This window comes from Flavobacterium hydrocarbonoxydans (assembly GCF_009789235.1).
Lineage (GTDB): Bacteria > Bacteroidota > Bacteroidia > Flavobacteriales > Flavobacteriaceae > Flavobacterium > Flavobacterium hydrocarbonoxydans.
The window spans coordinates 66,777-87,035 of record NZ_WSTB01000004.1; the positions used below are offsets into that span (position 1 = coordinate 66,777).

The 20,259-nt window shown below is 36.1% G+C and carries 17 protein-coding genes; 10 read left to right on the top strand and 7 right to left on the bottom strand.

Annotated features, from left to right (window positions below; genetic code table 11):
- Positions 1-34 precede the first annotated feature (34 nt).
- Complete coding sequence (locus GON26_RS08120; protein WP_160374334.1) at positions 35-1,219, bottom strand: helix-turn-helix domain-containing protein; 1,185 nt, start codon at positions 1,217-1,219, stop codon at positions 35-37.
- A gap of 1,488 nt (positions 1,220-2,707) precedes the next feature.
- On the opposite strand from GON26_RS08120, the gene GON26_RS08125 reads away from it, so the two are divergent.
- Both GON26_RS08125 and GON26_RS08130 read left to right on the top strand, forming a co-directional pair.
- A complete protein-coding gene (locus tag GON26_RS08125; RefSeq protein ID WP_160374335.1) occupies positions 2,708-3,277 on the top strand; it encodes a Crp/Fnr family transcriptional regulator in 570 nt (189 codons plus the stop codon).
- A gap of 77 nt (positions 3,278-3,354) precedes the next feature.
- Positions 3,355-4,089, top strand: coding sequence for an SDR family NAD(P)-dependent oxidoreductase (locus GON26_RS08130; protein WP_160374336.1), 735 nt, complete (start codon positions 3,355-3,357; stop codon positions 4,087-4,089).
- A gap of 109 nt (positions 4,090-4,198) precedes the next feature.
- Here GON26_RS08130 and GON26_RS08135 read toward each other — a convergent pair whose 3' ends face one another.
- Genes GON26_RS08135 through GON26_RS08145 form a run of 3 tightly spaced genes read right to left on the bottom strand, consistent with a single transcriptional unit; the run spans position 4,199 to position 9,750 of the window.
- Complete coding sequence (locus tag GON26_RS08135) at positions 4,199-6,610, bottom strand: ABC transporter permease (RefSeq protein ID WP_160374337.1); 2,412 nt, start codon at positions 6,608-6,610, stop codon at positions 4,199-4,201.
- A gap of 1 nt (position 6,611) precedes the next feature.
- A complete protein-coding gene (locus GON26_RS08140; RefSeq protein WP_160374338.1) occupies positions 6,612-9,032 on the bottom strand; it encodes an ABC transporter permease in 2,421 nt (806 codons plus the stop codon).
- Between the two features lie 4 nt (positions 9,033-9,036).
- Positions 9,037-9,750 carry an ABC transporter ATP-binding protein gene (locus tag GON26_RS08145; RefSeq protein WP_160374339.1) on the bottom strand — a complete coding sequence of 238 codons (714 nt, stop codon included), beginning with the start codon at positions 9,748-9,750 and terminating at the stop codon, positions 9,037-9,039.
- A 289-nt stretch (positions 9,751-10,039) separates the two neighbouring features.
- Between GON26_RS08145 and GON26_RS08150 the strand changes: the two genes are divergently transcribed.
- Together GON26_RS08150 and GON26_RS08155 are read left to right on the top strand one after the other, a co-directional pair.
- Positions 10,040-11,389, top strand: coding sequence for a sigma-54-dependent transcriptional regulator (locus tag GON26_RS08150; RefSeq protein WP_160374340.1), 1,350 nt, complete (start codon positions 10,040-10,042; stop codon positions 11,387-11,389).
- 82 nt (positions 11,390-11,471) lie between these two features.
- Positions 11,472-12,722, top strand: coding sequence for a sensor histidine kinase (locus tag GON26_RS08155; RefSeq protein WP_317164691.1), 1,251 nt, complete (start codon positions 11,472-11,474; stop codon positions 12,720-12,722).
- On the opposite strand, the gene GON26_RS08160 is transcribed toward GON26_RS08155, so the two are convergent.
- Both GON26_RS08160 and GON26_RS08165 read right to left on the bottom strand, forming a co-directional pair.
- Positions 12,694-13,188: a response regulator gene (locus GON26_RS08160; RefSeq protein ID WP_160374342.1), complete on the bottom strand. Its 495-nt coding sequence runs from the start codon at positions 13,186-13,188 to the stop codon at positions 12,694-12,696. The two genes, GON26_RS08155 and GON26_RS08160, sit on opposite strands and share 29 nt — an antisense overlap.
- Before the next feature lie 382 nt (positions 13,189-13,570).
- Positions 13,571-14,005, bottom strand: coding sequence for a PepSY-like domain-containing protein (locus GON26_RS08165; RefSeq protein ID WP_160374343.1), 435 nt, complete (start codon positions 14,003-14,005; stop codon positions 13,571-13,573).
- A gap of 433 nt (positions 14,006-14,438) precedes the next feature.
- On the opposite strand from GON26_RS08165, the gene GON26_RS08170 reads away from it, so the two are divergent.
- The 6 genes from GON26_RS08170 to GON26_RS08195 all read left to right on the top strand — a co-directional run bounded on the left by GON26_RS08170 (position 14,439) and on the right by GON26_RS08195 (position 18,993).
- Positions 14,439-15,245, top strand: coding sequence for an SDR family oxidoreductase (locus tag GON26_RS08170; RefSeq protein WP_160374344.1), 807 nt, complete (start codon positions 14,439-14,441; stop codon positions 15,243-15,245).
- A 38-nt stretch (positions 15,246-15,283) separates the two neighbouring features.
- Positions 15,284-16,207: a helix-turn-helix domain-containing protein gene (locus tag GON26_RS08175; protein WP_160374345.1), complete on the top strand. Its 924-nt coding sequence runs from the start codon at positions 15,284-15,286 to the stop codon at positions 16,205-16,207.
- Positions 16,208-16,213: 6 nt separating this feature from the next.
- On the top strand, positions 16,214-16,546 hold the full coding sequence (locus GON26_RS08180; RefSeq protein ID WP_160374346.1) for a nuclear transport factor 2 family protein: 333 nt from the start codon (positions 16,214-16,216) through the stop codon (positions 16,544-16,546).
- A 31-nt stretch (positions 16,547-16,577) separates the two neighbouring features.
- Positions 16,578-16,898: a nucleoside triphosphate pyrophosphohydrolase family protein gene (locus GON26_RS08185; protein WP_160374347.1), complete on the top strand. Its 321-nt coding sequence runs from the start codon at positions 16,578-16,580 to the stop codon at positions 16,896-16,898.
- Between the two features lie 190 nt (positions 16,899-17,088).
- On the top strand, positions 17,089-17,493 hold the full coding sequence (locus GON26_RS08190) for a hypothetical protein (protein WP_160374348.1): 405 nt from the start codon (positions 17,089-17,091) through the stop codon (positions 17,491-17,493).
- Between the two features lie 30 nt (positions 17,494-17,523).
- The gene (locus tag GON26_RS08195; RefSeq protein WP_160374349.1) at positions 17,524-18,993 is read left to right on the top strand and encodes an FAD-dependent oxidoreductase; all 1,470 of its coding nucleotides are present in this window, start codon (positions 17,524-17,526) and stop codon (positions 18,991-18,993) included.
- Positions 18,994-19,488: 495 nt separating this feature from the next.
- Here the strand turns inward: GON26_RS08195 and GON26_RS08200 are convergent, their stop codons facing one another.
- The gene (locus GON26_RS08200; RefSeq protein ID WP_160374350.1) at positions 19,489-20,016 is read right to left on the bottom strand and encodes a helix-turn-helix domain-containing protein; all 528 of its coding nucleotides are present in this window, start codon (positions 20,014-20,016) and stop codon (positions 19,489-19,491) included.
- Positions 20,017-20,259: the final 243 nt, after the last annotated feature.

Below are 20,259 nucleotides of genomic sequence, written 5' to 3' on the forward strand. Positions count from 1 at the left end.
AATAAGAATTGCTAACAGGCATTAGTAATTCTTATTATATGACTTGTTTCTTTGGGTTGGATTTTAAATATTTCCCTGGAGATTCTCCTATCTCACGTTTAAAGGCTACATTAAAGGTTACTCTGTTTGCGAATCCCGATTTCATTGCTAATGCTTCTATCGTAAATTGTTTTAAATCCGGATTATCAGTTAGGGTAAAAAAGTATTGAATACGGTAACTGTTTATCCAGGTATTAAAATTAGACTTGAAATGATGATTGATAATATTAGATATGATATAAACCGGAATATTGGTTAAATCTGCCAATTTGTGAAGGCTAAGATTGGGCTCTATAAAAGGTTTGTCGTTCTCCATAAACAAAACCAGTTGACCTATGTGGTCTGCAACTATCTCATAATCAAATTTGCTCTTGGGTATTTCATCTGTTTTACCGTTTTCGTTAAACTCTACTAGTATATCCTGCTGGTTATCCTGTTTATCAGTACGTTGATTAAAACGTAATGAATGGGAACCATACATAACACCGGGTGAAAACAAAAGGTAGATGCCGGAAGCAAATAATGGGGTGCCTAAAGTTACAGAAAAAATATGATTATTCCACCATTGTGGATTGTTTGTAATTCCATAAATATTTACAAGAGTCAAAGGCAGGAAAATAAGAGCCAGTGTCAGTAAAAAATGAAATACATTTTTATTTTGAGGGTGTTTATATGGCTTATTATTATACAAAAGAATACCAATTAGTATATGATTAAATACGGCCCAATAGGTTCTTAGGCCAAAATGAAAGGTAGGATGTACCAGCCAGCCTTCAGCAAACGTATTTTTATTATTCAAAAGATTATTTTTTACAATAAGTATCTTTTCATTATTGGATAACAGAAAAAAAGGAATCATATCTATACAATAAAATAAGGCCGGAACCATAAATAAAACATCCATTTTCTTAAACATCCTGCCCGGATACAGCATATTACGTATAAACAGGTACATAAAAGGATATATCAGATAGCCAAAAATATTTCCTGTTCGGGACAGATAAGGAACCTTTGCAATAGTATTTGTATCTATGAGCCATGTGGCAAATAAAGCGTACATCAGGCAAAAAAGACTCCCTATTAATAACCAATTATTCTTCTCTTTTTTTACGCCATACGTTATCAACAGACTAATGACAAGTAAACCAATAAACAATGCCGTAAAAATGAAATTATTCATAAAGATTAAAAGTTAACCTATTTAATATAAAATGTATTTTATGCCTGTTATATCCTATTTAGTAGTATATACCCAAGGAAGCTGCAAATTTTTGTACTAAAATTAGGAATAAAGAATGAAATAAGTAAAATAAAATTTCAAATAACGTGGTTTTATTTAATCTCCTTTAAGAATTTTACTATAAATTTTAAAATTCAAAGTTAGTAATGTTTTAGTGACATAACTAGAGCTGCTATTTAATAACCGCTTTAAATTTGTATTGATTTGATGAATATTTACATTTTACAACCGTTTTGTAGAAGGTTTTCCATTGATTGATTAAACAACTATCCCAAAGCAAGCTTCATTAGAAATTTACAAGAAATAATAAACAACACATTTAGATAGACCTTTTTTTGTAAATATTCGGGTTGATTGATACCTGTCTAATTTTATAACCACTTTAATAGGTGTCCAATATTTTAGTAGTAAAGCTTTTGCGGGAGAGGCTGCTCTTTATTCAGATATGCAGAAAGATGGCTGCTAAAAAAATAGTTAAAAATCTAACAGATTAAAACACCTCTATCAATAGGAACAAATTTCACCTTTCTAAATCAACAGCTTCTGAGACAATCTTAGACCTCTTTAGTATAAAGAAAAAACGGCTTCAGTTTCTGTATGATGAGGTAAGGCTGCTTTAAATTTCTTTTAAATGGAAGATAGGACTCTTCAGCCTGAATTCTTAAAAACAACACTTTTACCGGATGGCTTTTTTAGGGTATTAAAAGAAGCAAACCTAAAAAACCAAACACGCTTTGATGGAATAAAAAGAAGGTGATTTTTTTTATAGCAAAACTAAAAAGCCATAAAAATCCTTATCATAAATAGATTTCAGAGTAGAGCTTTGGTTCGGTACTTGTCCGGATAGGTTTTCAATACCTCGCACCCGGTCGGGAACCCCGCTGACCCGGTTCTAAGGTCCGCTAGATAGGTTCCAAACCCCGCTGGATAGGTTCGGAACCACCTCGCACCCGGTCTGGAACCTATCTGGATAGGTTCGGGACTGGGTCAGTATAGGTTCGGAACCTATCCAGATAGGTCTGGAACCAGGTCTCGATAGGTTCGGAACCTGTCGGACGGACCTTAGAACCTATCCAGCGGGGTTCGGAACCGGGTTAGATAGGTTCAAGACCGGGTAGGTATAGGTTGGCAACCTATCCGGATAGGTTGCCGACCGGGTCGAATCAGTAAAAAACGGCTCCAACGGAGTTTAGAATCTATCTGAAGTAACCATAAACCTCTTCTGATAAGTTCCCAATCGGATTACAGGAAACTACAGTCTCATTTTATAAGTAAAAAATCAAAAGTCAGGCATATTTAGGATGCCTACTAAACCGTAAACAGTACAGAATGGGTGCCAGGCAAAATGATAAGAAGTTCGATGATGAGGAAGGCAACTTTTTGCCAAATGACAAATAGTAAAAAAATAACTTTGATTAACTTGCACGCATGAAAGACTTTATAAACTATATACTGCAGTTTGGTGACTTAAACCAACAGCAAATTGACCTCATTATCAATAAGGCTACTGTGCTGGAACTTCCTAAAGATGCCTATTTTTCGGAAGCAGGTAAAATTGCACAACAAGTGGGTTTTGTTTTAGAGGGTGTTATACGGGTGTGTTATTATAATAATAAAGGAGAAGAGATTACCAAATACTTTATTGTAGAAAATAATATGGTGGTCGATCTGGAAAGTTTCGAAAACGAGATTTGTTCGAATGCGTACGTGCAGGCCATAACCGATTGCAAACTGCTGGTGTTTTCGAGGAAAGACTGGAAAGAACTGCTGGACACTATTATTCCCTGGGAAGCGATAGTGCATAAAATTATTTCGAAAGCATTGCGACAAAAAGTAGAAAGAAGAAGCCCGCTGGTGACAGAAGATGCTACGACACGTTATGTCATGTTTCTGAAAATTTATCCTAATCTGGTTAATCTTATACCGCTTTCCTATATTGCTTCTTATCTGGGCATCACGCAATCTTCTTTAAGCCGCATCAGAAAAAGCATCCGTTAAGTTGCTTTTTGTCAAATGGCAAATGATTTCATTTTTAAACGGAGCACCTTTGCTTCAATAATCTTAAATCATACAAAATGAAGTCAGTACTAATAACAGGAGCCAATAGAAGCATTGGTTTGGAAACCGCAAAGCAGCTTTCGGAAAAAGGATTGTTTGTTTACCTGGGGAGCCGCAGCCTTGAGAACGGAAAAGCGGTAGTAAAAGAATTAAACGAGAATGGATTTCAAAATATCAAAGCCATTCAGATTGATGTTACGAATCCCGACTCTGTTCTGGAGGCCAAAAATACTATAGAAAAGGAGCAGGGAAAACTAGATATCCTGATTAACAATGCCGGAATCTTAGGCGTTAATCCGCAACCGGCATCGGATACGGCTATCGAGAATATTCAGGAAATATTTGAGACTAATTTCTTTGGTGTCATTCGTGTTACACAACAATTTTTGGAACTATTAAAAAAATCAGATAGTCCCATAATTAGTAACATTACTTCCGGACTAGCTTCGCTGACGTTGCATAGTGATCCGGACTGGAAATATTATGCGGTTAAAACAGCTGGCTACGGAACATCGAAGGCGGCACTAAATGCGTACACGATTGCATTAGCTCACGAATTGAAAGACACTTTTAGAGTAAATGTAATAGATCCGGGCTACACCGCAACAGATTTTAATCATCATAGCGGACCTGGAACAATAGCAAGTGCAGCTACTTTTATCATCAAACACACCCTTACAGATGAGAATGGACCAACAGGTAAATTCTTTAGTAATGATATCGAGGATGAAAGCGGAATAAGCCCGTGGTAAAAAAATATCAATTCGCGTTCTGCAAAAGATTGCGCGATACAAAAAACCTCCAAAGTCAATGATTTTGGAGGTTTTTATTATTTTGTGATGCCGTAAAGAATAAATTACCCTACTCGTATTTGAGGTATTTTAGCACATCAATTTTAGTTACCTGATAGGCTTTGGTTAATACAATGACTAAAGTTAAAAACAGTAGAAATACCAAGGCCACAATAAAAGGCAGAAAAGGAATTGTTATCCTGAAAGCAAAATTTTCGAGCCATTTTTGTAATAAAAAATAAGCCGGAAGGATTCCGATTAAAAAACCTGATATACAGAAAACCACATATTGTTTAGAGAGCTCTTTTAATAACACATTCGTTTCTGCTCCTAATGTTTTTCGGATAGCAATCTCTCTTAATCTTCTTTCCATAGAAAAGGAAGCTAAGGCAAACAACCCAAAAACAGCAATAAGAATAACAATTGCATTGAGCAAAGAAAACAGAGCACTCTGGTTTTCATATTTCTGAAACGTTCGCTTAAAATTTTGATCCACAAAATTATATTCAAAAGGATATTCAGCATCTACTTTTGCTTTCCAAAAGGCATTGAGTGCAGCAATTGTAGTTGACATATCTTGAGGAGAAATTTTAACTGCGATATTACTCATGTCGTTCTGTGTCCAGTCTTCCATCTTTAGGTGAAAGAAAATCATAGGGCCAATTTTATTTTCTAATCCAAAGTAATGGAAGTTTTTTACCACTCCTACTACTTTAACGGTCTTATCATCAAAAGAGACTATCTTGCCTATAGGGTCTTTTTCTCCCAACGTTTTGGCGGCAGTTTCATTCAGTAAAACATTAGAAACACTGTCCGAGGCTAATTTTTCGTTTAAGCCTCTTCCTTTTATCACTTGTACTCCCAACAATTCCAGCATTCCAAAATCGACACCCATTTGTTGTGTTATGACTTCTGGATTTTCTTTATAATGCAGCCCGGTCCAGGAGTTATCCAGACCTCCGATAGAAAATGCTCCTGCTGATACGGTCTCGACACCTTTAAGTTTTAGAAGTTCCTGTTTGATAGTGGTATATCTTTCAAATTGATTAAGTCCTTTTTTGGGTTTAAAAGCAATATCCATTACCTGCGAACCATTAAAACCTAAATCTTTCTCTGTCATAAAATTGACCTGTTGATACACTATAAAAGAACCAATGATAAAAAAGGTGGCAATGGCAAACTGCAAAACCAGCATACCGTTGCGAAGCCAGATACCACTTTTGCTTCGCGAAAAATTACCTTTTAATACTTTAAGTGCTTCAAAATTGGAGATATATACAGCCGGAAATACACCCGACACAAAAACAACAAGAATAAAAACTACAATTAATTGCAAATAAAGCTGAGAGCCTTTAAGCACCAGACTTTTGTTTAGAAAATCATTATAAAAAGGAAGCGAAAGCTCGACAATGACCAGAGCCAGTAAGAGTGAAAAAAGCGTAATCAGAATAGTTTCAAACACAAACTGAGCAATAATCTGCAGTTTAGAAGCGCCTACCACCTTCCTGACACCTACTTCTTTCGCACGCTTTATAGCATTAGCCGTGGCAAGATTGATGTAATTGACAATCGATAATAACAGGATAAGTACAGAGAGTCCCATTAGTATTTGCAGAAAAATATAATTACCGGTTCCTTCCGGAAAGGAATAATTGCCATTATACAATCTGGATTTTGAAAGCGAAAGCAACCTTGCCTTAACCGGTTCTCCGTATCTTTGGGTAAATTCCTTAAGCGACATACCTTCATTCCTTGCCTGTACTTTGTAGTTTTTCTCCAAAAAGATAGCGTCCAGATTTTTTATAACGGCGGTGGTATCACTTTGTCTTTTTAGTCGGAGCATTAACCCAAAATTAAAAGACCAGCCGTCTCTTTCTTTTTCTATTTGATCCTGAATCTTAGTGGTAACAAGTGCAGGCATTACCGATGATTTACCAGTTATGCGATACACACCACGAATAACAAAAAGACGATCTGCAAATTTTACCTGTTTTCCCATAGGATTGTCGTCCTTGAACAAACGGGTCGCCGTTTCTTCGGAAATAGCCATGCTATTGCGATCCTTTAGTGCGCTTTTTCCGCTGCCATGAACAAATTCGAATGGGAAAAAAGAAAAGAAACTGCTTTGCGCCGAGAATACCTTATCGATTAGTTCTATTTTGCCATTATACTGTATGGTTTTCTTAGCGTAATTACTGGTAAAATAACAATAATCTTCCAGATAGGAGGTACTTCTTTTTAGTTCAGGAGCCGTCATAGCTGAACTTACTGCCCAGAGATTTCCGCCGCCCAAATCGTTCATTACAGTATATATTTTATCCTTTTTAGGATTCCATTGATCGTACGAATGTTCGTCATTCCAATACAGAATAGCAAATATTAATCCTGCGATACCAATACTCAGACCCAAAACATTCAAAGCAGTAAAAAGCTTGTTGTTTTTGATGTGGTATATAAATATGTTGATCCAGTTCTTTAGCATGTTACTCGTATTTTAGGTATTGTAGAACATCAACTTTGGTCGCCTGATAGGCTCTTGAAAGTACCACAACTAAGGTGAGCAGTAACAGTACGATGAAACCAATTAAAAACGGATATATCGTAAGTTCAAGTCGGTAAGCAAAATTCTCTAACCACTTGCTAAGTAAGTAATAGGTAGGGAACAAAGCAATCAAGAAGCCAATAACACAATACACAACATATTGTTTGGAGAGTTCTTTGAGCAACACATTCGTTTCTGCACCCAGCGTTTTCCTTATCGCAATTTCTTTCATTTTTCTTTCGATAGAAAAGGAAGCCAATGAGAATAACCCAAAAAGAGCAATAAGAATGACAATTACATTTAATAATGAAAAAAGATTCTTTTGTTTGACATAGTTGCTATAGGATCTCTTGTATTCTTTTTCTACAAAATCATAGGTAAAAGGGTAATCGGGATCTACATTTTTTGCCCAAAATTTTTGAATAGCAGTCAGCGCTTGTTCCATTTGTTGGGCATCAACATCTACATAAATATTATTTAATGCTCCGGCAAGCCACGGAACTGTTTTGAAGTGGAAAAATGACATAGGCGGAATAGGATCACCCGGATTACCAAGATTAAAATCTTTTACAACCCCAACAATAGTTACTTCCATTCCGTTCCAGTCGATCTTCTTACCTATCGGATCTTTTTCGTTTAATTGTTTTAATGCTGCTTCATTAATTAGCATTGTATTTATGGTATCCTGAGCAAATTTAGGACTTAAAAAGCGGCCTTTTGCCAGCTTTATTTTAAGCATTTCCAACATTCCGAAATCTATCGATATATTAGATCCATCTACTTCAATGTCTTTGTATTTATAGCTTGATGTACTCACACTTTTTCCAAAAACAAATGCACCTCCAGCTACTTTTTTGACTCCTTTAATTCGCAATAATTCATTCTTGATAATTTGATATCGATTAAATCTAAAATCATCTGTAATTTCTTCTCCATAGACATTTCGGTATGAGATATTCAAGATTTGATTGGCTTTAAAACCTAAATCTTTTTTATTCATGTGATCGATTTGACTATAAACAATATAAGATCCGATGATGAAGAAAGCAGCTATAGCAAATTGAAATATTAGCATTCCATTTCGGAGCCAAACGCCGCTTTTGCTTCGTCCGAAATTGCCTTTTAAAACGTTTAGGACTTCAAAATTAGAAACATAAATTGCAGGAAAAATACCAGCAACGGCAACAGTTACAATAAATATGATAACAAGCTGAAGGTAAAATTGACTTCCTTGCAGGGTTAATGTTTTTTCTAGAAAATCATTGTAATAGGGCAATGACAATTCAACTATAACTAATGAAAGTAAAATCGAGAATAAGGTGATTAGAATGGTTTCTAAAACAAATTGCTGAACAATATTGGCTTTTGAAGCCCCAATAATCTTGCGAACACCAACTTCTTTCGCTCTTTTTATGGAGTTTGCAGTGGCTGAGTTTACATAATTTACTATCGAAAGAATTAGGATCAAAATCGATAATCCTACCATTATCAATAGAAACTGATAATTTCCTTTTCCCTCGACTAATCCGCCAGTTTTAGTATGTAATCGGATAGATTCTAACGATTCTAAATGAGGCTGTGGAACACCATATTTTTCTGCATAAGCTGCTGGTGTCATACCGTTTAACTTCGCAAAACGCTCCGTAAGATTGGTGTAATATAATTTTTCTAAATTTCTGGTGATAGCACTAGTTGCATTAGCTTGTTTGGCTTTAATCATTAAAACATAATGAAAATTCCCCCATTGAGTGATTGTCTTTTTTAGGAATAAATCAACAAAATTGACTACACAAGACGGATTATAAGAAGACTTTTTATCTAATTTATAAACCCCTCTTACCAGTACTTTTTTATTTTGAATAGTCAACTCTTTACCTAAAGCACTCTCATTTCCGAAGATTTGAAACGCTAATTCTTCAGATAAACAAATGCTATTTTCATCCGGAAGCGCCTTTTTTCGGTTTCCTTCAACAAAATCAAAAGGAAAAAACTCAAAGAAATTTTTCTGCGCACTTACAATTTTATCAGATTGTATTTTTTTATCTCTAAACTTGATTATATCATTAATATAGTCACCGTCCATATAGCAATACGCTTCTATTTCTGATGTTTTCTCTTTTATTGCAGCACCTACAGGAGCAGAACTTGAGGCCCAAAATGTATTTTCACTCATTTCGTTGGTGAGCAAAAATATTTTATCTTTTTGTGGATTCCAGGCATCATAAGAATGTTCATCATTCCAATATAAAATCGCAAAAATTAATCCTGCAATACCAATACTCAGACCTAAAACATTCAAAGCAGTAAATAGCTTGTTGTTTTTGAGGTGGTATATAAATATGTTGATCCAGTTTTTTAGCATGGTTTTAGTTTTTAGAATTGGCTACTAAAACATCTACATTTCGGTTGTTCATTTTTTCTGAAAGGATCATTCCGTCTTTCATCAAAATTGTTTTTTGCGAGAATGAAGCATCATAATCAGAGTGGGTAACCATTAAAATGGTGGCTCCATTGGCATGCAGATCCGTTAATAGTTCCATTACTTCATTACCGTTTTTACTGTCCAGGTTTCCGGTTGGCTCATCGGCAAGAATTATTTTAGGATCATTAATCAAGGCTCTTGCTACGGCCACACGCTGTTGCTGACCACCTGAAAGCTGCTGCGGGTGGTGTTTCAGCCGGTGGGCTATGGCCAATTTGGTTGCAATGGCTTCTATTTTTTTCTTTCGCTCCGCTAATGGAACATTGTTGTAAATTAAAGGCAGCTCAATATTATCATATACTGATAATTCATCGATCAGGTTGAAATTCTGAAAAATAAAACCAATGTTTTCTTTTCTTGCTTTGGATTTGTCTTTCTCTTTTAAGCCTACCATTTCCTGATTCAATAACTGATAACTTCCATCTGAAGCGCTATCCAGTAAGCCTACGATATTTAATAAAGTTGATTTTCCGCTTCCTGATGGTCCCATTATCGAGACAAAATCGCCCTGATTGATGTTTAATGAAATCTCGCTCAAGGCTTTGGTTTCTAATTCTTCGGTTCTGAATATTTTTGAAAGCTTTTTAATGGTAATCATACGTTCTGGTTTTTTTTAATGTTTTATTGATACTTGACTGCTACTTGATTTTGCCATCGAAGCAAAAGAAACACAGCTGAAAATTAAGGTATTTTAAATACAATTAACAGTTATTTTTTTTGTTACTTTTACTTTCGAAAGGCATTCATAATTAATGATTTGCTAGTCATAATATGATTTTCGTGCCAAAAAATTAAACTTTATAACAGTCTTATTTTTACGCATTTATTTTAATCCAAAAAATAACCGTGTCCATTATTGGACACCTTTCGTCCAAAACTGAACAAGAATGAAAAAGACAAATGCCTCAATTTTAATCATAGACGATCAGGAAGACATACTTTTTGCGTCGAAATTGTACCTGAAAAAGTATTTTGAGCATATTTATACGATGAATAATCCAAAAAATATTGTCGAATTATTATCAAAAAATACCATTGATGTGGTTTTGCTCGACATGAATTACAGAATAGGTTTTGAAGACGGAAGGGAAGGTTTGTATTTACTTAAAGAAATAAAAACACTTTCGCCTAAAACGGTGGTGATTCTGATGACCGCTTTCGGAAAAGTAGAAACGGCTGTTGAAGGATTAAAAAATGGCGCTTTTGATTATATCCTGAAACCGTGGGAAAATGTTAAGCTGCTCGAATCTGTAAAACAAGCCGTTGAGAAAGCAAGAAAAGAACAGCGAAAAGAGAAACACGCTGAGGTTGCGGATGATTTTTTTACAGGTAATTCTGAAGTGATTAAAAAAGCGTATTCCCTGGCAGATAAAGTGGCAAGGACTGATGCCAATGTTTTGATCTTAGGAGAGAACGGTACCGGTAAGTTTGTTCTGGCGCATCATATCTACAAACAATCCGACAGAAGAAACAGTCCTTTTATTGCGATTGATCTGGGTTCCTTAAATAATAATATATTCGAAAGTGAATTATTTGGCTATGCCAAAGGTGCTTTTACAGATGCTAAAACAGATACACCCGGCCGTTTTGAAATGACGCAAAACGGAACCATTTTTCTGGATGAAATTGGTAATGTACCACTGCATCTGCAATCGAAACTGCTGCAGGTCATTCAAACCAAGACCGTAACACGCTTGGGCGAGACTAAAGCCCGGCCTCTTAATGTTAGGATTATCACGGCTACCAACTTAAATTTAAAACAGGAAGTTGCCGATAAAAATTTTAGGGAAGATTTGTATTACCGCATCAATACGATGGAAATTATTCTGCCGCCTTTGCGGGAGCGTAACGAAGATAAAATTCCGTTAGCCGAATATCTTTTGCAAAAAATGAGTATCAAATACGGAAGGGACGAGATTACTTTTGACAAAAAAGTATTTGACCAAATCGAGAAACACGCATGGAACGGTAACATTCGTGAAATGGAAAACAAAATTGAGCGCGCCGTTATTCTTTGCGAGAACAACTGTATCACGGTTTCTGATCTGGATTTGGATACGATTACGCTGTATGAAGACAATCCGGATGACAGTCAGCTTTCGGCAGTGGAGAAAGCGACTGTTGAAAAAGCTTTGGTAAAACACCATAATAATATCAGTAAAACTGCTGAAGAACTCGGCTTGTCAAGAGGGGCTTTGTACCGCCGTTTAGAAAAATATAATATCAGTACCAACTAATATGCTTACATCTTTTAAAACCTATAACCTCTTATTTTTAAGATCGATTTTGATTCTTTGCTGCGTAGAGTTTTCGCTTTATATGCAGAGGAATCACCTGGTTATTACGGCTGTGTTTGGTTTTGTGATTGTTGTTTTCTTGTTGATCGAAATGTATTTTTATATAAAAAAAATCATTCTGGTTTATGACAAAACGATTGGTTCGATATTACAAAACGATTTTACATCGGATTATTCCATGCAAAAGAACAATACCAATAATGGGAATTTATTTCAGTTGTACGATACCTTAAAAGGCAAACAAAACGAACAGATTTCGCGCGATATTATCTACCGTTCGATTCTTAATACTATCGAAACGGGAATTATTATCCTGCAAAAGCAAGAAGCCGACTGGGATGTTTTTTTAATGAATGATTATTTTTCAGAACATTTTGAGGTGCCGAAGGTTTCAAAATGGAAATACCTGAAAAATCAGCTGCCCACTTTATGTGATGCTATAGAAGAGCAGGGTTTTCAGGAAATCAAAACCTCCTTAGAAATAAGTGTCAATAGCCAGCATACCCAAACGTTTGTGATGCAGACTTCGAGAGCTGAAATTTATGGTCTGGATTATTTTATTGTGCTGCTGGATTCAATTCAGAATGTAGTCGAGAAAAAAGAAAAAGAAGCCTGGGTAAATCTGATGAAAGTAATATCGCATGAACTTCTAAATTCGATAACGCCTATTCGTTCGCTTTCGCAAAATTTACAAGAGCTGGTAGAACAGGAAACCATTTCGGCAGAAGATCTGGAAGACATCCGAAGCAGTGTGGGCACGATGTTAAGACGAAGCGACCTCCTGCAAAAGTTTGTCGAAGGCTACCGAAAGTTAGCCATGCTGCCTTCTCCCAAAAAAGAAAAGATTGAATTACAGCAACTGATCGAAAATAGTTTGCAGATCATGACGCCCTTATTCAGACAAAATCAAATAGAAGTTATCAATAACATTCCGTTCAATCGGGAGTTAGAAGTTGATTCGCAGCAGATAGAACAAGTTTTGATTAACCTGCTGACCAATTGTGTGCATGCTCTGGAACATACAGCGGATAAAAGCATTTTTATTTCGGCGGAAGCCAAAGAAAACCGACTTTTCATCAACATTACCGATACCGGAAGCGGAATTGAAAAAGAAATTGAAAACAAAATATTCCTTCCGTTTTTTACCACCAGGATAGCCGGCGCCGGAATTGGACTCACTTTATCCAAAAGTATTATAGAAGCCCATGGCGGGTATCTTGATTTTAAAAACCAAAACAGGCAAACTACTTTTGTAATTTGCCTGATTGCTTAATCTCTTTTAGCTTAGTTTTAACGGGTATCTCTTTGGCTAATTTTTCAATGTGCTGCGGCATTTTTTCTTCTTTCAGCCAGTAATCAATAATAGATTTGATGACTTCCTTGAATTTTTCGTATTCAAAAGGTTTTATAAAATAACTTTTGGTTGGGTTGGAGTAGGCATCTATGACAAAAGACTGCTCGACAGCTGTTGTAAAAAACAAATACGGACAATTGAGTTCTTTGCTCACATTTTTATACGTTCGGTCGATTAGTTTATGATCTTCCATCTGAAGCAAAACAATATCAGAGAAGATAAGAAATGGTTTTTTATTACTGGAAATGATGGAATTGTAAGCCTCTTTTCCAGACGAAAAATAAACGATTTCATTAGAAAAATTTAATTCTGAAAAAAGTTCTGTAAATAATTGTCTATCTCTCTTATTGTTTTCGATTACGATTATGTTTCCTGCGTTATTCATGAGTTCCAAAATTATAGTCAGACAAAAGGTTTGAGAGTTTCTTCCAAAGAAGAAAATTTCGTACACTAATTCATCATAATTACATTTACAAATATTCGAATTTGAAATGATTTTATTTTTATAAAATTTTCAAAAAACATTTCAAAATTTTCATTTCAAGGGAAAAATAAAGTAATTACATTAAATCTGGAGAGGTAATAAAAGACAGTCTTAGGTCAATGAACTCAATACTTTCAGCTTCTAAAAATATAAACCACAAATTGCACAAATTCTCGCTAATTAATTTTTGAAAATCTGTGCAATTTGTGGTTAATGAAAAAGAACTATAAGCTAGACTGAAAGTCTGCTAAATCTAAATTATGGACTTTTATCCCATAGTGGTTTATTTTTTCTTCCCTTTTAGAAATTTTCCTTCTTTGGTAAACTCCAGATCGATATTATTTGTCAGGTCAACATCGAGGTCTTTGTGTCCGTAATCAATGTGGGTGATTTTCTCGTTAGGATAGTTTTTCGCCACATAGTCTTTGACCGACTCAGGAATAAACGCAGTTGGTATTGGTTTGTCATCGCCATCAACTTCGCGATACACGCCGTCTTTCCAAAATTCTACTTCTGTGCCGTCGGTAAGGATAACTTCGTACCCTTTCTCGCCATGTTCGGCATCTTTTTTGGCTACTTTTATGGGGATATCACTAAAGTGTTTCTGCAAAAATTCCTGTGCAGGCTTCGGTAATTCTGAAGTTTCAATTTTCTTTTGTGCGGGAGCCGCTATTACAAAACCTAGTAATAATGCGGCAAAAATTATTCTTTTTTTCATAATTTGTGCATTTTGGGTTATTGTATTACTAAGTTACAATATGCAAAAAGGGTATCAAATCATTTTAAGAAAGCTTTTAGATTTTTTGAGTTCAGGTTTTAGAGCATTTTTCCGGATTACTTTCACTATAAATAATTGTCTTGGTAATGTTGTGGCATTTTTTTTCAAAATTTTTATTTATTGCAAAAAGTCGAGCAATTTTTTTATTTTTTTTATTTTGCTACAAAAAGCGAAGCGAAAATATTTTTTTTTAAAATTTTGCTACAGCTTGAAATGAATAGTTTGAAACCTTTAGCGTAAAAGGAAATGTAAGGTGAATACTCTAAACAGATTGTCTGAACGTCATTTTGGCTACAACCAAACTCATTTTGGCAACATATAGTTTTGTGTGTATGGAGAAATTTGCATTATATAATTTAAATCAGATTTAAAAATGCAAAAGACAATTTTTATTACAGGAGCTTCGTCAGGATTAGGAAAAGCTACAGCAAGATTGTTTCAATCAAAAGGATGGAACGTAATTGCTACCATGCGTAAACCTGAAGAAGAAAAAGAACTAACCCTTCTTGATAATATAAAAATCATCAAATTAGATGTAACCAATTCGGTAGAAATTGAAGAAACAATTAAAAATTGTATAGCTCAACAGACCATAGATGTGGTACTGAACAATGCGGGTTATGGTTTATTAGGTCCGTTAGAATCGTTAAGTGACGAACAGATTTTAAGGCAAATTGATACCAATTTATTAGGCGTTATAAGAGTAACAAAAGCTTTTATACCGTACTTCCGTGAAAACAAAAAGGGTTTGTTTATAAACGTCACGTCAATGTTTGGGCTTATAGGTTATGCAACTTGCTCTGTATATTGTGCTACCAAGTTTGCTGTAGATGGATTCTCAGAAAGTCTGGCTTATGATCTGGCTCATTTTGGAATTGGTGTAAAGATTATTGCGCCAGGTGGAATTCAGACTGATTTTGCCGGCCGTTCACTGGATGGCGGCATGCACCATGCCTATCAGCAATTAGCAGATAAAGTCAGTGAAGGTTACAGTGCTGAAAGAGTCAGTCAGTTTTCAACCGCTGAATATGTTGCAGCTGTTATTTACGAAGCGGCAACCGATAACAAAAAACAAATCAGATATCTGGCGGGATCTGATGCCGAAGCGTTTTACGACGAACGATTGAAAACGGGGCCTGAAGTACAGTATGCTAAGATGCAGGAAATGTTTGCGTATTAAATTCAGATCTAAAGAGTAGATAACATAATTTTGTATTTGTGAAAAAAGAAAATAATATACCCAAAAAGTTTAATTCGATATCCGAATTGCATCAGGCATTGGGTTTTCCAAAGCCACTGCATCCGCTGGTGAGTCTTGTAAATTATGCGGACATCAAAACACCAGCAGAAGAATTGCCTAAAGCTTTACTGTTGAATTTTTTTAAAATTTCATATAAAAAAAGCCTGACAGGAAAAATAAAATATGGCCAGCATTATTATGATTTTGATGAAGGAGGCTTATCTTTTGTTTCTCCTAATCAAATTATTTCAAGCACCGAAGATGAAAAAGATTATTCCGGTTATACTTTACTGATTCATCCTGATTTTTTACGAAACTATTCGCTTGGAACCAAGATTAAGAGTTTTGGTTACTTTTCTTATTCGGTTAATGAAGCTTTGTTTTTATCGGATAAGGAAAAGCAGGTTATATTTACTGTATTTGAAAATATCAAAGAAGAATTAAACAATACCATAGATGATTTTAGTCAGGATGTAATGGTATCGCATATCGAAGTTTTGCTACATTATAGTAACCGCTTTTATAAACGACAATTCCTTACCAGAAAAACGGCTAACAGCGATTTACTTTCGCAAATGGAACAATTATTAGCTGATTATTTTGAAAAGAAAAAAGCCATTAATGAAGGACTTCTTACGGTGGAATATCTGGCATACCAACTCCATTTGTCACCACGTTATCTGAGTGATATGCTCCGTTCGCTTACCGGACAAAATGCCCAGCATCACATTCATGAAAAAGTAATTGAAAAAGCAAAAGAATACCTGACAACAAGTAATATAACCGTTGCCGAAGTGGCTTATTTGTTAGGTTTTGAGCATCCGCAATCCTTTAGTAAATTATTTAAAAAGAAGACTAACCAGACTCCTGTACAATTCAAAGAGCTGTTTCAACAAAATTAAAATAGTATGGATGTCAAAGCATTTTTAACAGACTGGATAGAAGTGAGTAATAGTTATAATACCGAAAAATACCTGGAGAAATATTGTAAAGACGCTGTTCTTGATGATCCTTCGGTAGGTGAAAAGTTTGTTGGTCACGAAGGTATTCTGGAATATTACACGAGTTATTTTATTGGCTATAAAACACAGACCGCTTTGGTTAAACTGGATATTAGCAACAACACGGCTTATATCGAAGTGGAGTTTAAAGGAGAATTTCCGGGTGGGAAAATAGGAGGAATGTTTGATTTTACATTTAAAGAAGGAAAGATTTTTACTGTAAAAGCAGATTTACTCTAAGTAGAATTTATCAATTATAAAAATAAATAAGATGGCTGCAAACAACTTTGAGGATATTATCAATCGTTCTCTTGTGATAAGAAAAAAATATCACGAATTAGAACTTCTGCATCACGGGAGTGAATGGACAGTTGAAGAAGATGCCTTAGCCTTTTTAACTGATGCAGGATTGGTAGGCAGAAACATAATGTCGCAACAGCAGCGCTGGCCAAAAGCCAATACTGATTCCGAACTTGAACATAAACTAGGCGAAAGTATCTGGTGGCTAATTGTATTAGCAAACAGAACGGACATTGATATTAAAGAAGCGCTGGAACATTTTTTATCGAAAACCGAAAAGCTGATTGGTTAGAGCCAATACGCAAAAAACTCCATTAGAAATAATGGAGTTTTTTGTAAACTGTTTATACCGAATTTAAGAAACATCACTATTAAATGATGCAGATAGATTTATTATTTTGCCTAAACATATTTCTTATATTCGTCCTCAGGAAAAGAGCGCTTATACCTCAAGTAAGCTGAAATCTTTTCAGGACCTGCTTATGAAAAAGTTATTACTCGTATTAATCTTCCTGATTTTATTTTTGTTTTTGGCATTATGGAAAATCGATTCTATTGCGGATATTTTTCCGGGTTGGAATCCAACAGCCAACGGCAATAGCTATTATGCAATTGTAATCGTGCTCAATGTTATACTGCCGATATTTCTTTATTTTTGCAATCGGAAATCTATAAGCGTTTCTGTTTTTTTGTTTTATTTCCTTTTAGTGAATGTAATTTTCATAGTAGGTGAAATGATGGTGTATGATGGCATCACTCCGGGTCTGGCCGAACAGCATCTTCAGGATTATTTGGCTGTACAGCGATTTTTAGTCCTGGGATCATTAACCGTTCATTTGCTGTTTTATATTTTCTTTTATTTCAGATGGAAAAATAAAACGAAGTAAGACCATACAGAAGTAGTCAAGTTAAAATAAATGAAAGAGAAAGAATTGGAAAATAAAGAAGCAGGCTGGACTATTTGTGAAGCATGTCAGGGAAGCGGCAAAAAAAGCCAAAGACTCAGCAAAAAAGTACGGCTTAGGTACCAGCAGGCATTCGAAGAATTTGAAAAGTCGAATGGCGAAGGTACAGCTCCCGTGCGCCCAAAAGCCCACTTAAACCAATGCCTGAACTGTAACGGCTCCGGGTTGGTAGCGGCTGCCAGTTCTCCTGCAGCAGATATCGAAAACTACCCGCACGTTGCTATTATAGGCGGCGGAATAGGCGGAGTGGCTCTGGCTGTGGCTTGCCTGCACCGCGGTATTCCTTTTACACTTTATGAACGCGACAGTCATTTTGGTGCCCGCTCTCAGGGTTACGGACTTACGCTGCAACAAGCCAGTAAAGCAATCGAAGGATTTGGAATTTTTTCGTTAGCAGACGGCGTGGTTTCCACAAGACATCTGGTGCATACGACAGAGGGAAAAGTGATTGGCGAATGGGGAAACCGAAAGTGGATTCAGTCAGAAGCGACAACGGCACCCAAGCGTTCCAACATACATATCGCACGCCAGTCTTTGCGTCTGGCATTGCTGGAACAACTCGGTACACCCGATGTCGTACAATGGGGTCACCAGTTATTGGATTTTGAAGAAAGTAAGGGTGAAGGCGAAGGAGTTGTTTTGAATTTTCAGGTAAACGAAGAGATAAAAACCGTTAAAGCAGATCTGGTGGTGGGTGCCGATGGTATTCGCAGTGCAGTACGCAGGCTGCTTATTGGCGAAGATCAGGCTCCTTTGCGCTATTTGGATTGTATTGTGATATTAGGAATTTGTCCATTAAGTGCCCTTGAAGGTGTGGAGAGTTCCTTACTGGATTCGGCTACGGTGTTTCAAACGGCCAACGGCAACGAAAGAATTTATATCATGCCTTATACGTCTGACTCGGTGATGTGGCAGCTTAGTTTCCCAATGCCGGAAAATGAGGCCAAAGCGTTAAGTGCTCTGGGACCTCAGGCACTCAAAGCAGAAGCATGCCGAAGAACACAATGGCACGACCCGATTCCACAAATTTTAGCAGCCACTCAGGAAGCACAGGTTTCCGGCTATCCGGTTTATGACCGCGAATTGCTTCAGGCAGAAGTCCTGGCAAATGGCGGACCCGTAACGCTGATAGGAGATGCGGCACACCCCATGAGTCCGTTTAAAGGGCAGGGGGCCAATCAGGCGTTGCTGGACGCACTCTCACTCGCACGTGCTATTGCAAAAGGATGCCAGCCCGGATCGCACTGGAAAAAATCCGGACTGCGCGAAAGCGTATTAAAGGCCTTTGAAGCCGAAATGCTGGAACGCAGTGCTGTAAAAGTAAAAGATTCCGCAGCGGCCGCACAGTTCCTGCATTCTGATATTGTGCTTCACGAGGGCGATGAGCCCAGAGGAAGGTGCATCAAGAAGAAAGGGGTTTGAATATAAGTGCTACTGTAAACCGTTAAGGTGAATTTTTTTAACACATAGAAACATAGCGTATTGAACTCAAAAAAGGCGTTTCACTTGCATTAAAACACATAGCTTGTGTTTAATTATATTTTATTCATTACATCCAACGGGTTTATTTTAATCCATTTTTCAATCTTAATTTCTATGTTTGAATAACTATAAATTAGTGATGAACATTTATAAATTTATTGCAAACGGGTGTATTTGTGATTTTACACCCTAATTATTATTGAAAATTTTGAATTGCCTCCTGCTTTAGCTGGAGGATTACAGGTTTATAAATGGAATGGCTTTAGCCGAAATTGCGATTTTGGCTAAAGCCTTTTTTGCTTAGATTTTCTTACCTCCAGCTAAAGCTGGAGGCAACTCAAATTGGGATTCGTTTTTTAGCCGCAATATGATTTACGATTGTTACCAGGTTTTGTTAACCGATAATAACTAATCACAAACACTTCATGATTTAACTTAAACGTTTCGTAATCGCTCTTTCAACAGCAATTCTTCGTTTTGCAGCACTTGTAGTTTAAGGGAGTATTGTTCCTGCAGTTCCAAACCATTTTTTTCGATTGTCTTTATGGCGTCGCTTTTTATGATATCCAAAAGAGCCTTTTGGTATTCAGCCGTTTCCTGTTTTTTGCCCGCTAAAAAATCTGCAAGCTGAAAAGCGGTGATCCCTTCTTCGTATTTTTTCTTGTAACTGTTAAGTTTAGCCTCAGTAGCATATTGCTTGTGTTTATTGATGATGAGGTGTTCCTCTATAAACTTCCTGATTTTTGATTCCTGATTTTTTATAACGTCTATGCGCTCAACTCCTTCACTGTTCAGTTGGTTTGTAAAGTTTAGCATGTCAGCCAGTTTTAGTTTAGCGGCTATAGGCAGACTACGTTTTCCGATTACATACAGTGACCATTGACTGCGTGTAATTTGTAATAACATGGCAATATGCTCTTGTGTTAGTCCTAATAATGCTCCAATTTTTTTATCTTTTTCCATCACTCACGCTTTATTGGTTTATTGTATTGTTGTAGCAATTTTAAAATTCTCATTTTTTTTGCTACTAAAAGCGTAGCAAATATAATTTTTTTATTTTTTCTGCTACAGAAAGCGTATCATTTTTTTTAGTTATTATTTTTTTGCTACGGTTTTGTTAGCTGATTAACCTAAACGTTTCGAAATACCATTTAAAAACTTTTCGAAAAAACCGTAAAACTACTTGTGTTTAGGTGTTTGATTATA

Excerpts from the sequence above, each read along its gene's own strand:
- GON26_RS08125 (WP_160374335.1), top strand. The coding sequence starts at position 2,708 with ATGAAAGACTTTATAAACTATATACTGCAGTTTGGTGACTTAAACCAA.
- GON26_RS08135 (WP_160374337.1), bottom strand. The coding sequence starts at position 6,610 with ATGCTAAAGAACTGGATCAACATATTTATATACCACATCAAAAACAAC.
- GON26_RS08170 (WP_160374344.1), top strand. The coding sequence starts at position 14,439 with ATGCAAAAGACAATTTTTATTACAGGAGCTTCGTCAGGATTAGGAAAA.
- GON26_RS08120 (WP_160374334.1), bottom strand. The coding sequence starts at position 1,219 with ATGAATAATTTCATTTTTACGGCATTGTTTATTGGTTTACTTGTCATT.
- GON26_RS08150 (WP_160374340.1), top strand. The coding sequence starts at position 10,040 with ATGAAAAAGACAAATGCCTCAATTTTAATCATAGACGATCAGGAAGAC.
- GON26_RS08195 (WP_160374349.1), top strand. The coding sequence starts at position 17,524 with ATGAAAGAGAAAGAATTGGAAAATAAAGAAGCAGGCTGGACTATTTGT.
- GON26_RS08185 (WP_160374347.1), top strand. The coding sequence starts at position 16,578 with ATGGCTGCAAACAACTTTGAGGATATTATCAATCGTTCTCTTGTGATA.
- GON26_RS08200 (WP_160374350.1), bottom strand. The coding sequence starts at position 20,016 with ATGGAAAAAGATAAAAAAATTGGAGCATTATTAGGACTAACACAAGAG.
- GON26_RS08160 (WP_160374342.1), bottom strand. The coding sequence starts at position 13,188 with ATGAATAACGCAGGAAACATAATCGTAATCGAAAACAATAAGAGAGAT.
- GON26_RS08180 (WP_160374346.1), top strand. The coding sequence starts at position 16,214 with ATGGATGTCAAAGCATTTTTAACAGACTGGATAGAAGTGAGTAATAGT.
- GON26_RS08190 (WP_160374348.1), top strand. The coding sequence starts at position 17,089 with ATGAAAAAGTTATTACTCGTATTAATCTTCCTGATTTTATTTTTGTTT.
- GON26_RS08145 (WP_160374339.1), bottom strand. The coding sequence starts at position 9,750 with ATGATTACCATTAAAAAGCTTTCAAAAATATTCAGAACCGAAGAATTA.
- GON26_RS08165 (WP_160374343.1), bottom strand. The coding sequence starts at position 14,005 with ATGAAAAAAAGAATAATTTTTGCCGCATTATTACTAGGTTTTGTAATA.
- GON26_RS08130 (WP_160374336.1), top strand. The coding sequence starts at position 3,355 with ATGAAGTCAGTACTAATAACAGGAGCCAATAGAAGCATTGGTTTGGAA.
- GON26_RS08155 (WP_317164691.1), top strand. The coding sequence starts at position 11,472 with ATGCAGAGGAATCACCTGGTTATTACGGCTGTGTTTGGTTTTGTGATT.
- GON26_RS08140 (WP_160374338.1), bottom strand. The coding sequence starts at position 9,032 with ATGCTAAAAAACTGGATCAACATATTTATATACCACCTCAAAAACAAC.